At 64.6% G+C, this 13,050-nt stretch carries 14 protein-coding genes and 1 pseudogene; 11 read left to right on the forward strand and 4 right to left on the reverse strand.

The annotated features are described in order from the left end of the window. Positions 1 to 250 precede the first annotated feature (250 nt). A complete protein-coding gene (locus tag QR64_RS14055) occupies positions 251 to 1,057 on the reverse strand; it encodes a TIGR02391 family protein (protein WP_039585753.1) in 807 nt (268 codons plus the stop codon). A 693-nt stretch (positions 1,058 to 1,750) separates the two neighbouring features. Between QR64_RS14055 and QR64_RS14060 the strand changes: the two genes are divergently transcribed. From QR64_RS14060 to QR64_RS27880, 6 genes and pseudogenes are all read left to right on the forward strand, one after another. Next, entirely contained in the window at positions 1,751 to 2,551 is an 801-nt protein-coding gene (locus tag QR64_RS14060) for a ParA family protein (protein ID WP_039585755.1), read from the forward strand. Beyond that, positions 2,548 to 2,889 (forward strand): hypothetical protein, encoded by a 342-nt coding sequence (locus QR64_RS14065; protein WP_029547346.1) that lies wholly within the window; start codon positions 2,548 to 2,550, stop codon positions 2,887 to 2,889. Before QR64_RS14060 ends, QR64_RS14065 begins: the two co-directional genes overlap by 4 nt. A 447-nt stretch (positions 2,890 to 3,336) precedes the next feature. Continuing rightward, positions 3,337 to 3,804 carry a hypothetical protein gene (locus QR64_RS14070; protein ID WP_039585763.1) on the forward strand — a complete coding sequence of 156 codons (468 nt, stop codon included), beginning with the start codon at positions 3,337 to 3,339 and terminating at the stop codon, positions 3,802 to 3,804. A gap of 149 nt (positions 3,805 to 3,953) precedes the next feature. Beyond that, positions 3,954 to 5,423: a ParB/RepB/Spo0J family partition protein gene (locus QR64_RS14075; protein ID WP_039585766.1), complete on the forward strand. Its 1,470-nt coding sequence runs from the start codon at positions 3,954 to 3,956 to the stop codon at positions 5,421 to 5,423. 254 nt (positions 5,424 to 5,677) lie between these two features. Next, a complete protein-coding gene (locus QR64_RS14080) occupies positions 5,678 to 5,950 on the forward strand; it encodes a hypothetical protein (protein WP_039585773.1) in 273 nt (90 codons plus the stop codon). Further along, positions 5,947 to 6,207: pseudogene (locus tag QR64_RS27880) on the forward strand (DnaB-like helicase N-terminal domain-containing protein); the annotation flags it as partial. The gene QR64_RS14080 and the pseudogene QR64_RS27880, both read left to right, overlap by 4 nt. Positions 6,208 to 6,242: 35 nt before the next feature. Here the strand turns inward: QR64_RS27880 and QR64_RS28575 are convergent. Then, positions 6,243 to 6,455 (reverse strand): hypothetical protein, encoded by a 213-nt coding sequence (locus tag QR64_RS28575; RefSeq protein WP_039585774.1) that lies wholly within the window; start codon positions 6,453 to 6,455, stop codon positions 6,243 to 6,245. Between the two features lie 113 nt (positions 6,456 to 6,568). Between QR64_RS28575 and QR64_RS14090 the strand changes: the two genes are divergently transcribed. From QR64_RS14090 to QR64_RS27045, 3 genes are all read left to right on the forward strand, one after another. Next, positions 6,569 to 6,793 (forward strand): hypothetical protein, encoded by a 225-nt coding sequence (locus tag QR64_RS14090; protein ID WP_039585775.1) that lies wholly within the window; start codon positions 6,569 to 6,571, stop codon positions 6,791 to 6,793. Continuing rightward, positions 6,790 to 8,709: a Fic family protein gene (locus tag QR64_RS14095; RefSeq protein WP_039585776.1), complete on the forward strand. Its 1,920-nt coding sequence runs from the start codon at positions 6,790 to 6,792 to the stop codon at positions 8,707 to 8,709. Before QR64_RS14090 ends, QR64_RS14095 begins: the two co-directional genes overlap by 4 nt. Positions 8,710 to 8,922: 213 nt before the next feature. Continuing rightward, entirely contained in the window at positions 8,923 to 9,804 is an 882-nt protein-coding gene (locus QR64_RS27045) for a hypothetical protein (protein ID WP_039585779.1), read from the forward strand. Positions 9,805 to 9,956: 152 nt separating this feature from the next. Here the strand turns inward: QR64_RS27045 and QR64_RS27050 are convergent, their stop codons facing one another. Together QR64_RS27050 and QR64_RS27055 are read right to left on the reverse strand one after the other, a co-directional pair. Continuing rightward, positions 9,957 to 10,145 carry a hypothetical protein gene (locus tag QR64_RS27050; RefSeq protein WP_039585781.1) on the reverse strand — a complete coding sequence of 63 codons (189 nt, stop codon included), beginning with the start codon at positions 10,143 to 10,145 and terminating at the stop codon, positions 9,957 to 9,959. Between the two features lie 219 nt (positions 10,146 to 10,364). Further along, positions 10,365 to 10,556: a hypothetical protein gene (locus QR64_RS27055; RefSeq protein ID WP_039585782.1), complete on the reverse strand. Its 192-nt coding sequence runs from the start codon at positions 10,554 to 10,556 to the stop codon at positions 10,365 to 10,367. A gap of 603 nt (positions 10,557 to 11,159) precedes the next feature. On the opposite strand from QR64_RS27055, the gene QR64_RS14115 reads away from it, so the two are divergent. Continuing rightward, on the forward strand, positions 11,160 to 12,407 hold the full coding sequence (locus QR64_RS14115) for an IS256 family transposase (protein ID WP_039585783.1): 1,248 nt from the start codon (positions 11,160 to 11,162) through the stop codon (positions 12,405 to 12,407). A 359-nt stretch (positions 12,408 to 12,766) separates the two neighbouring features. Continuing rightward, positions 12,767 to 13,050: hypothetical protein (locus QR64_RS27890; RefSeq protein ID WP_235367146.1), on the forward strand; the 284-nt coding region annotated here is incomplete at its 3' end.

The raw sequence follows: 13,050 nt of genomic DNA on the forward strand, positions 1-13,050 counted from the left end.
ACTACGCCATATCCGCCCGATTTTCGGCAAATGCTACGGCTACCCCGTAACACACGCCCGCCAGTCTATTGGACTGGCAACGGAACTGATTGGATGCGTCGGCGAGTCTCCACGAACAGATATCCCTCGGGCCTGTTGCGCATCCGCCAGTCCCGCGCAGGCGCTGCAACGTCAGGATCGGGCTGTAGGTAAAAGCAGCCAGGTGACTGCAGATTTCTCTGGACCACTCCTTGAACGAACGCCGTTGCTGTCAGCGCATCTCTCGGACCGTTGCTCGATCCAACCGACGATGAATCATGGAGAGAGTTCCAAGAACGTCGAGGGCGTCCTGTTCGGACATTTGCCACTCAAGGCGGGGCTCATGGGCCACGGGATTGCGAAAGGCACTGAAGAGTCCCTTGGCAAGGTTCGCGATGCCGAGTTGTTCGTCTCGCTCTGTTCGGGTACTCAGGCTATTGATGGCCAGCACCGGGGCCTTGCCGCACATCGTTGCGTCGATGAGTGCGTAACCGTCTCCATCGCTCTGCGAGAGTTGGCGAATCCTGCTGCCCAAGCCTTTGATCGCTTCAAATACAGCTTCGTAGAAGTCAGTCCTCAGTAGATCCGGACGGCAATACGTCAAGACTGCTTCGTGGGTCTGCCTGCGGACAAGCAGGCTGCGGAGATGCTCGGTTCGGTCCAATGCTTCGGTATCGGTTCGGGCCAGAGGAGATCGGGCCACTTTTCCGTCGTCCCGCACCCGCATCCCCACCAAAGACAACACCTGCGTCAGCTGGTCGCGAGCGACGTCTGCCTGCGCTTTTCGTGTCATCGTCCGGTCGGGCCGCATCGCGACGGTGATGAGTTTGACCAGGGCGTTACCGTTCTGATTCTTCGCTTGATTGCTGCTGACGGCGTGAGCGAGACGCCGCCATTTTGTGACGCCTTCACCCGGGTCGTCCCTGAGGGGTACCTCCGCGCAAAGGACGGTGAGTTCGCTTCCGCTGTACAGGTCGCCGACAACCTTGCTGACCGTCTCGACGGTGCCGGCCGGAAACGGGGGAATCTCTGAGTTCACGGCTCATAGTGTGTCAACTCTGCCGGTGCGCTGACGGCATCGCAGATACGTTGCTCGACCCGGCGGGGCCCTGGTGGTCGGTCAGGTCGTGCCCACCCTGCCGCCACTTCGTCGCTCGGGTGCTGTGCGGTCACAGACCGCACAGCTTGTGGAGAGGGCGGTAAGTCCGGTGAAGCTGGCTCTGCGAAAAACGACGAACCTGCCTTCTCCGCCCCCAAGGGTGGGAATGCCGACAGTGCCGCGAGATCCGCTGACACACGGCCCGAGCCGGACGCCCCTCACGGCCCCGGCTCGGGCCGCCGCCATATCCGCCACACCCCTACGGTCTGCCACCACCGCGAGGCCGGCCGAGAACCGAACCCGAAGGAGCGGCTGCGCCGCACAGACCCCACCGCCGACCACGAGCCGACGCGAATCCCAGCGGCCCCCTGTGCACGAGCGCCACCGATAGTGTTGGATGTTGGCTAGCGTCACGCACCAGCCGACAGGACTGGAAACCCCGCGAACGCAACCAGATTCAACCCACCACCCCCACCCCAGTGGCAGCGGTGGCCNACTGACATGAAAACCGCACCTGAACAGATGCAACACCACTCAGTCCGCAACAGTCACGAAACCGCCATCCGATAAGAACCAGAAAAGCACGCTTTATGAATCAGAAGTGATGTATTATTGCATCAGGAAAGGGAGGTCATGAGTTCGAAAATCATTCTGATCGGCAACGAAAAGGGCGGGGTGGGCAAGACCACCACCGTGCTCAACGTCGGTGAAGCCCTCGCCCGTGCCGGCGAAAAGGTGCTCCTGGTCGACCTTGATCCCTCCGGCAACCTCACCCACACCCTCACCAAGTTGCAGCCCGACCTCCGCGCCGCAGCGAAGGTGACCGCCGATCACATCGTCGATATAGACCCGGAGACCCGAAAGCCCGCTGCCGAGGCGATCCTCGATGCAATACGCCCCGGCGTCGATCTCATCGCCGCCCCTGCGAACGCGGCCCACCTCATCGCCGCCGAGAAGAACATCACCAACGATCCCATCGAAGGCCCCCACGTCCTGCGGGAATCACTCGAGCCGATCCGTGACCGCTACGACTACATCCTCATCGACTGCTCCCCCACGCGAAATGCCCTCGAGATGTGCGCGCTCGTGGCCGCTGACCAGCTCATCGTCCTCAACGAAGCGCATGACTTCAGCATCGCGGCCATGCAGGGCGTGACCTCGTACGCCCAGAGCATCAAGAAGCGGCACAACAGCACTCTGTGGGTCCGCGGCACCATCCTCAACAAGGTGCAGTCCGGAACGGTCCTCGCTCGCGCCTGGACCACCCAATTCACCGAGGCCGGCATCCCCGTTCTCGGCAGCGTCCGATCCGCCGAGCCGATCAAGAGGGCCGTCAACGACGGAGTATCCCTCGCCGACACGAAGGACGGTTGGCGTCACGCCTTGGTCTATGACGACCTGGCCACCACCATTACCCAAAGGAAGAAGTCATGAGCGACATCCGCAGCATGTTCGACGCCGAGGCTCCCGACGAGAATGTCCCGGCACGGGCCGCAGCACCGAAGAAGATCGTGCAGCAACCCACCTTGACCCGGCGCACGTTCACCCTCGCCGAATCCGTCATCGACGCTGCGACCAACGCTCAAAAGGGTCTGCGCGGTGTCTACCCCGGCGCACACGGCAGTCTCAACAGCTTCATCGAGGCCGCCATCGCCGAGTACACCCACAAGCTCGAAGAGGAATACAACGGCGGCGAGCCCTTCCCCGAGGTGGAGAAGGTGCGCCGGCGCAAAGCCCGCGGCAGCAAGAACGACAGCACCGACGAGGACTGACCGCACCGCAGTCCAGCCGTTGAAGGCCCCGACCTCCCGGTCGGGGCCTTCGGTCTATACGGGCCGCCTACGGGCACAGAAACTCCCGGCCCGACCCACATCGCTCTACCGATCCCGGGGGCTCCGCCCCCGGACCCTTGTCCCTCCCTCCCAAGGTTCCCGCTGCTCCGCGTGCACCGCGCCCGGTCGCCACACCACGGCCCTACCGGACCCGCCGACCACCGAGCAAGGGAAAACCCGCCCTTGCCCGGCAGTCACCGCGCCCGGTTCACCAGGCTGCACCGACCGATCGAGGTACCCGCTCCACCACCGCCACCGAACCACCCCGATACACCTGCAAAACCACAGGTCAGAGCCTAAAAACGTGTGACCGGCATCACCAGAAAAGCACCGGAAAAGCGCCAACAAAACATCGAAAAAGCATCAAAACAGATGTAAACTTGATTCATGAACAACAACGAGAACGACCATCGCCCCGCCGGTCTCCTGCTCGATGTCTACCGCGCCCACCGCCTCGGCGACTGCACCAACGGCGGTATCAGCGCCGCCGCCGACACTCTTCTTCTGGTCGGCGTCCTCGACGAGCGCCGCGCCCGCACGGGCCGCATCACGTCACTGCCGTCCGGCTGCACCCCCCACGGAGCGCGAAGCCACGTCGGCGGCCGTGAGCAGATCAGCCCCACCGTCGCCGTACGGATTCGACGCCACGCCTTCATTGAAGGCAGCTATGCCGCTCTGGTCGGAGTCGAATGGAACGCCGACCGTCGTCGGTACGAACTCACCGAGGCGGGACGAGTGGTGATGTTCGGAGGCAACTACGCCGGAACCTCCGACTCGAGACTGGGCGAGTTGTCCGAACGGTATCTCGGCCACCGATCCATGATCCTGCCCATTCATGACCGCATAGAAGACTGAACCAACGGCCCCGCCCTGGCGGGGCCGTCTGCGTTTTACGGAAACCCCCAGCTCAGAGGGTAGAAAGTGTGACAACAGTCACCAAATAATCATCGTACAAACACCAATAAAACATCGAAAAAGCATCAAAACAGATGTAAACTTGAGTCATGAACAACGGAAGCACCGCCGAATTCGCCACCGTCGACCCCGCTGACCTGCTCACCGACTCCAACATCCGCTATGACCTGCGCCTGACCGATGCCTTCCGCGAGTCGATCGCAGAGCAAGGGGTTCTGACCCCCATCACTGTGTGCCGCACCGCCGCCGGACCCCTGCGCGTGCTCACCGGCCACCGCCGCACCGCCGCAGCCCTCGAGGCCGGACTGACCCAGATCCCCGCCCTCATCGTCGGCGACGAAGGCGATGGCACCGACGCCGCCGTCGAACGGCTCGTCACCCAGTGGAGCGAGAACGAACACCGCGCCGCGATCACCAACGGCGAACGCCTGGCCCTGTTCGAGACCCTGGCCGACCACGGACTGACCTCCACCAAGATCGCCCGTCGCACCAAGGCACCCCGCACCGAGATCGAGGCGGCCCTGACCTTGCACGACACCGAGCAGCGCGACGCTGTGCAACGAGGCGAGCTGACCATCGAACAAGCCGCCGCCCTCGCCGAGTTCGGCGACGATCCCGCCGCCGTCCGCCGCATCGAGTGGGCCATCGCCAGCGGACGACTCGACCACGCACTCGCCGCCGAACGGTTGCGCCGCACCGAACGCAACGCCGCACTGGCCCGCGCCGAGGCGTACCTCGCAGAACACTCCATCGCCGCCGTGCCGCTCGGTGCTCTTCACGAGAGAGTGGGGGAGGGGACCAGCCAGCTGGTCGAGCGCGTCACCGACGAAGAAGGCAACACGCCCGCCATCGAAGAAGCCGCCGCCCTCGGACACCTCGGGCTGTACGTCTACAGCTGCACCACCTATTTCGACCGCGAGAGCGGCGACGAGATCGACGCGGACTACATCGTGGACGAGCTACCCGACGGCGAGGCCCGCGAGGAATGGATGATTCCCCGCGAGAACGTCGTCGAAAACCACGAGACCACGCTGTACTGGCACGTCGTCAATATCGAAGACACCCCTTGGCGTACCTGGTGGGGACACCCCCGCCCCGCCGAGTCCGAACAGGAACAAAGTGCCGAGGACCGCGCAGCTCAGCGGCACGAAGTGATCGAGAACAACCGCGAATGGCGAGCCGCCACCGAGGTCCGCCGCAAGTGGATCGCCCAGCAGACCACCCGCAAGACCGCCCCCAAGGGCACCGCCTCATTCGTGGCAACTGTGCTGATGAAGTGGCCCCAGATCCCCGCCGCCTATCACGCCCGCACCCTGGCCGAACAGATGCTCCCCACGTCTGACACTCTCGCGAAGCTCGCCAGCGCCACCGACCCTCGCGCCCTGGTCCTGCTGCGCGCCCACATCCTCATCGCCCTTGAGTCCCAGGTCGGCGTCGAGCACTGGCGCAAGCCCACCGACCTGTCGCAGTTCTACCTGCGCGCCATCGAAGCCCAGGGCTACACCCTCGCCGACATCGAGCGCCGCGCCGCCGGACTCGACCCCCTCGACGAGCAGTAACGCCCCTTCCGGTGGGCGGTCGTATCGGCCGCCCACCGGGCCAGACCACTCGCCGGGNGCACGCATGGCCGTCGACCGGGGCATCGAACCCCGGTCGACGGCTCCGGCACGGTCCTCACTAACGCATCACAAAAGAATCAAAAAACAACCACACAATCATGTAAAACTCATCTAAAAGGCTTCACAAAGCATGATAATTAAGCGACAATGGACGAGTACCTGGGGAAACCCCGTCAAGCCGAAGGAGCGCCGCAATGATCGTCTGGACCGTCACGCTGACCGCGCCCACCGTTGCGCGCTCCGACTCTGGCTGCACCTTCACCCACGCGGCCGCCGCCTCCGACGCTGCCGAAGCAGCGCGCACGCTCGCGCTCGCCTACGGTGCGCCCGCCGGTAGCGCAGTCACCATCACCATCGACGGAAGCGTCATCGCTCGCGCCGCCATCGGCCACTCGGCCATCGGCCACCCCGACCCGACTCCCGTGCTCGACATCGCCGACGCCCTCGACGAACGGATCAGCGCATGACCGTCACCGACCAGACCGATCTCGACCGCTACCTCAGCGCCGACGAGTTCGCGCCCCCAGACGCCGACACCGAAACCCTGCTGCTGTGCGCGCTGCTGTTCGCCACCCGCGCCGCAGCTGCCGACATCGTGGACCTGCTCACCACCGACGACTTCCACCAGCCACTCCACGCCGAATTGTTCGACGCCATCGCCGCACTGATGAACACCGGCCAGCCCCACGACCCCGCAATGGTCCTGGCCCACCTCGAGCGCCACGGTCGGCTCGCCGGTCACCACGGCCGCCGACTCGCCTACGCCCTGACCACCGCCACCACCGCCGGCGCCGATCCCACCGCACGCCCTACTACGCCCATGCCGTCATCAGCGCCGCCTACCGCCGCAGCTTTCGCACCGCCGGAGCCGCCATCACCGAAGCCGCCGAAACCCTGCCCGAAGCCGACCTGTTCGAGCACATGGTCGCCATCGGCCGTGTCCAGCGCGCCGCCACCCGCCGGCTCGAGCACGTTCGCGCCCGTATCGGCGCTGCGCCTACCGTCGGGAACATCAAGTAGACATAGCGATGGGGGAGAGAAGCCTGCCTCCGCTCTGACAGTTCGACGCTCGCGAGGGGGAGACCATGACCGACAAGGAAAACCACGATCAGACACTCCGAGAGATATTCGCCCTACACGGCGAGGAAGCTCTCAAGAACCACATTGCCCAGAACATCCGCGCTGCCAACGCAATGGCAGGCAAGTTCGACATCGAAGATCCCCGCACGATCATCGACAGGCTCGAGGCCGGTGAAACGCTCGACGATCTGATCAACGAGCTCCTCCCGCACAGCGAGGACTCGGAGTGACCGGATCGGCCGCCGAATCCGAGGGCTACATCCCCGGAACCGACGTCCGAATCAACCTTCTCGGCATCACTGATGCACGCCTACTCGAACGCATCGAGGACAGAGCCTTCGCGGCTGGGATGTACGAGTTCGCGCAGGTCCCGTCGCCCGAGAAGTTCACCGGCGATTTCCTGCGAGAGATCCACCGGCGCGGTTTGTATCGCGTGTACTCATGGGCCGGTCAGTACAAGACCGTGGCCACCACGCAGGGGAACCTTCCGATCACGCACTCAAGCCCGGAGGACACCGCCACCGACGTCGAGGAACTGTTCGCCGACCTCGCCGACGAGAACAACCTGACCGGACTCGATCACCGCACCTTCGTCACCCGCCTCGCCGACTACTGGGCACGCATGACGGAAATCCATCCCTTCCCCGACGGAAATTCTCGAAGCCAATTCGAGCTGTTCCGGCGCGTCGCCATCAAAGCTGGATGGGTGATCGACACCGATCGCGTCGATCTCGCTGCATTGTCCGCAGCCCGCTACGTCACCGCGGAGAGCGGAGATCCCAGACTGCTCGCCGATGTCCTCGCCCCCGCCGTCGTGCCGGTCACCGGCTACGCACCCATCGAGCCTGCGCCCGGCCGACCCGCTCTTTCCCTGGTCAGCCACCTAGCGATGATGCGCGACTACGACCGCGACCGCAGTGGCCCCTACACGGCCTTCCAGACCTTCCGGGAGATCCCCCGCGAGCGATCCTTGAGCGGAGCCGAACTCGACAACGCTCACGCCCTGGTCCGCATCGGCCTGAACCTGGCCGAACGCACCGACTACGGTCCCGAACACGATGCCGCCGTACGCCGGATCCTCGAGGGCACCTCCACCCTCGCGGCCGAACGCGCCGCCGCAGCACTACCCGAGCCGAACCACCGCTACAAGGACCTGTTCGACCCAGCAGCAGGCAAGAACACCATGCGCTACGACACCGGAGCCCCGATCAATGCCTTCGACGAGCGCGACCCTGCCCGGCTGCGCCGCCTCATCACCTGGGAGTTGGCACTGCGGACCGCCGACCACCTCGCCCACCGCGAAATTACCGGGGACGGCAGCGAACTACACGCAAGTGTCATCCATCGTGAGCTGCACACCGACTTCATGCCGATCGTCAGCGACACCTCCGCCTACACGAGCCCGGTGATCGCCGCCCCGGACGAGAACACTCTCACCGACCCCCACCAGCTCGGACGCCACATTGCCGCCATCCAGGAGGAAACCGAAGGAGTCCAGTCGGTCGCCGTCGTACTCATGACCGACCAGCTCGTCCACGACCGCCCCGACCGCACGATCGACTGGCGCACCATCGACCCCGAAGCGCTCCGTGCCGCCACCCACGCGGCCAACTACCACGACGATCCCCCCGAAGGCATCGAACCGGACCCGGCCCTCGAGGAGGCCATGCGAGTTGCCGGCCGGGAAGCCTTCGCCGCCGAACTCGCCCGTGCCACCACCACCACCGAGCTCCCCGCCACCGCCCCGAACCTCGGCACGGTCGACGCCGCGCAACGGTACGAGAGGCACTGGGATGTGCTGGCCCACCGCAGCTACGCCCTGCTGGAGAATTCCCCGGAACGCAACGAGACCTACGAGCCGCTGACCACCGCAATTCAGGCGGCCGAGGAACCCCGTCACGCCACGTCGACCAGGACCGACGATGTCCTAGAGACAGCGAAACCGAATCCCGCCGACGGCGAGCCGCACCGGAATCTCACGCATGCCGACGAGGTAGGGGAGGAGCAGGGCCCGATCTCGACAGCGAAGGCACTCCACGGACCACCGCAGGTCCACCACACACCACCACAGCCGAACAGCCGACCTCCGGCCATACATGAACACCAACCACCCACACCCGATCTGCACCTCGGGCCGCAGCTATAAGGCCGACGAGGCGGGAAAGTGTCGGGCAGCCGTGTTACTACTGGCGTAGAGCTGCGTTGCACGGCTGACCCCGACGCTGCCATCGGTGCCCGCATCACCACGGCCAGCACTCGAGGGCAAGGTCCCTCGGATCTGCAACCACCTGCGCCTACCGTCGTCCACCAGTGATGACCGATGCGGGCGGCATCACGAGTGTTGTGAACGAAAGACGCCATGACGAAGAACTCTGCCCGCAAGAAGGCCGCCCGCGCGTACCAAGCCGCGCACCCCGGCACCACCTTTCCCGACGCCCTTCGGGCCGTCACCGACAGCGCCACCAGCACTCCCACTGCACCGCCGGCCCGTGCCGGGAAGCGGCAGCCCTCGACCACCGGAATCGACCCGCAGACCGAGGCGGCCGCCATCGAAGCTCTGACCGCCCTCGCCCGAAGCACCCGCAGCGACGGCTCACAGGTCGACTTTGCCGATACCCTCGCCGACATCCTGGTCGTGGTTGCCGCCAACATGGGATCGGTCGAAGGATTGCTCCGCGGCAGGCCGACCTCGTGGGAGGCCGACCTGATCCACCGGCTCATCACCGGTGCCGCAGCGGAAGAGGACCTGCCTGCGCGACGTACCGAGCCGGTTCGCGTCCCGCTCGACATCGACGAAGAATGGGACCGCTTCGGGTTGGCCGATCTTGCACAAGAGGCATTCGACGAGATCAACGGGCGCATGCTCGAGGTGGATGACGAGAGCCCCGAATCGGGTGCCCTGGCCGACGAACAGCTCGCCGTCGACGAACTCGAAGCAAGTGACCGCGCAGCCTACATCTCCGCATTCACCGCCACTGCCCGCCAGATCGCCCAGGAACACGGCATCACAGCCCCCACCGAGGTCATCACCAGCTCATACCTCGATAACCAGCCGGCCCACGAACCGGACGAACTCGAAGAGCGCATCCGCTATGCCGCCGTCGTCCGCACGCCCCACCCGATCACCGACAGCAACGCCACAGAGCTGATGGAACAGGGAGTCAGGCGAACGGAACTTGCCGCGGCACTGCGCGCCGCCGGTCACGACTACCGCGCCCGGGTTGCCCGCGTGAGCTCATGATCGGAGCGGCTGCGCCGCGCTGAACCCTGAACGGCCACCGAGAGGGATACGTCAGCCGCGCAGTGGACCTGTACGAATCTGCTCCACAGACCGCTATACGAATACCGCAGCAGACAGAAATGAAGAAAAAACCGAATTGGTACACCAGTCGGTTACCGCCGCCGACCTTCCAGCGTGGACAGCAGAACGAACTTCGTGCCCATCAGATTGAACGCCGCCTCGCTGTCCCCGGCGACGAGAAGTTCCCGCTCACGGGCGTGCAGTGCTGCAATCGCGGTCTCGAGCTCATCGTCGGTCATCGCATCGGTGGCATCGCCGATGGCTCGCGTCCTGTCCTCCACGCGCCGAGAGTAGCCACCGTGTCGTCCGCTGCACGTACAACCCATCAGCGAAAAGGCGATGGTCCCCGGTGGGGGGCGCCGGGGACCATCCTTCGACCCGGCAGGGAATCACTCACCTACCGGGGAACTCGGTGATTGCAGCGGTCACCGTAGCGGAAGTGCGTATCGGCACCAAACAGGTGAAGCGAGTGCGACCGGCAGGAGGAAGAGCTCTCGCAGTCAGTCCTCGACGGGCACGAGATCGGTCAGGCGCGCCGGCCACGGATACGTGAGCGGGCTGTCGGCGTTGACCTCGATCATCGCCATGCCGGTGTCCTCATCGATGTCCTTGACGGTGAACACGAACTTGCCGCGTGCGCTGACCTTCACCCGATCGCCGGGCTTGATGGTGGGACTGTCTCCGATCGACACGACAGAAGGGACGTGTCGTTTTCCCAGTTCACCCACAATTTAGCAAGCTATTTTTTGGAGCAGGGTGGGTCGCCCCGTCTGCGATCCGGCCAGCTCGCTCACCTCACGAACCGGGCCGCGGCTGCCCCTGCGTCCGTCTCGGCGGCCACTGCACCCCGGAGAACCGTGGTCCCGTATGCGGCGGAATGGCGATCTCCGCATCGCAGACGATGCACAGGTAGGTGCGGTGTCCGCTGGCTCCCGAGGGGCGCAGAGCCGTCGCGCAGGTACACGGTGTCCATCCCACGACCACCCGGTGCGGTCCCAGCCGGTGCCCGTTCGGGCACCGTTTCGGTGCGCGTTCGTAGGACCCCACACCACAAATTTTCGCACATGCGTTCCCTGGGGCTCGGATTGTCTTTCATGAGCCTGACCTGACGTTTCGCGGCGTGGGCGAGTGTCTTCCACCAGCGCGAGCCGGAGGGGTAAGTCCCAGGGAGTGGTGGGAATCGGCTGAGGGCATCCGGCCAGGTCCGCGGCGTGTCGCTCCCTCGCGAAGGGTGGGCCATCGCGTAGTGATCAACGAGTTACCGACCAAAGTGACTCACAGAAAGCAACCACGCGATGACCCACGACCATTCTGCACTGCTCGCCCAACTCGACGCACTCACCGGTGCCGACAGCGCCACCGTGTTCGCCGAACTGATCCGCACCGGCCTGCAGGCCCTGATCGAAGCCGAGGCCACCGACAAACTCGGCGCCGGCCGGTACGAGCGCACCAACACCCGCACCACCCATCGCAACGGGCATCGCACCAAGACCGTGGCCACCACCAGCGGCGATGTCGAGGTCAAGATCCCCAAACTACGGTCCGGGTCGTTCTTCCCGTCGCTGCTCGAACGCCGTCGGCGGATCGATAAGGCCCTGTACGCGGTAGTCATGGAGGCCTACGTGCACGGCGTCTCCACCCGCAGCGTCGACGACCTGGTCGGTGCGTTGGGCGTCGGGTCAGGGATTTCGAAGTCGGAAGTCTCGCGGATCTGCGCCGGCCTCGATGCCGAGATCGCTCGCTTCCGGGAACGGACGCTCACGCACACGAGCTTTCCGTACGTCTTCCTCGATGCCACCTTCTGCAAGGTCCGAGTCGGTGCGCACGTGGTCTCCCAGGCGCTGGTGGTCGCGACCGGGGTGTCGATCGACGGCACCCGCGAGGTGTTGGGCACCGCGGTCGGTGATTCGGAGTCGTTCGAGTTCTGGCGTGAGTTCCTCACCAGCCTCAAAGCCCGGGGTCTGTCGGGGGTGCATCTGGTGATCTCCGATGCCCACAGTGGGCTCAAAGCTGCGGTGATGCAGCAGTTCGCGGGATCGTCGTGGCAGAGATGTCGGGTGCATTTCATGCGCAACATCCGGGCGTCGGTGGCGGCCAAGCATGTGCCGCCGGTGATGGCCGCGGTCAAGACGATCTTCGCGCACACCGACCCGGTCGAGGTCGCCGCGCAGTGGGATCAGGTCACCGACACCTTCTCCGGGTCGTTTCCGAAGGTCGCGGCGTTGATGGAGGCCGCCAAACACGATGTGCTGGCGTTCACCGCGTTCCCGAAGGCGCACTGGCAGAAGATCTGGTCCAACAATCCGATCGAGCGGCTCAACAAGGAAATCAAGCGTCGAGCCGATGTCGTGGAAATCTTCCCGAACCCGGCGGCATTCCTGCGCCTGGCGACCGCGGTGGTCATCGAACAGCACGACGAATGGCAGGTCACCCGCCGCTACGTCTCGGATGTGAGCATGGACGAACTCCGAGCGGTGATCGCCGCCAAGCAGCACGCTACCGAACCGGTGGTGTCGTTGACCGGTTCAAGCGAAACAGCATAGTATTCACCGCGACTCGTCGATCACCGCGCATGCCGCGGGCCGATCCGAAGTCCACCACTTCACGGGGCACTATCAGCCGGAGCGCTCCTGCCTGCCTTCCGGTGGTGAGTTCCACGATGTGAGGATGGGAGAATTCAGGGCTGTCGCTTCCGGGATACGTCGCTCGTAGCGGCCCGGGCCGGTGGAAACGTCCTGCGTCAGCGCCTACGGTTCACCGCCGCGTGAATAACTAGCCAACACTGTGGTCACCACGGCAGCGGTCCCCGCAGACAGGTGCAAGAGCGCATTGCCATCGAAATAAGCAGGTCGGGCACCCGTGCTATGAACAACGCGAGAACGCAAACCACGGCGGGGGTGCAATGTCCATAGATGACGAATTCGGTGCTGTGCTGATCGATGTCGAATCGGCGCCATATCCGATCTTCCGACCTGTCGAAAGGTTCACCCGTGAGGAGCACGACAGGTACATGGAGGCACACGAAGTGCTCCGCGACTCTCTCAGTCAGTCGATGATCCAGTTCGTCACGACCGAGTCCAGCAATCTTATGGATTACCTAATCACTGTTGGGTCCGCCATGAAGCGGGAGCGAAGGATTATCGGCTCTTCGCAGTTAGCAGTGGTACTGGTGCCGGCTGGGTGCGA

Origin of the sequence: Rhodococcus sp. Chr-9 (assembly GCF_000801125.1) — a bacterium.
GTDB lineage: Bacteria > Actinomycetota > Actinomycetes > Mycobacteriales > Mycobacteriaceae > Rhodococcus > Rhodococcus pyridinivorans.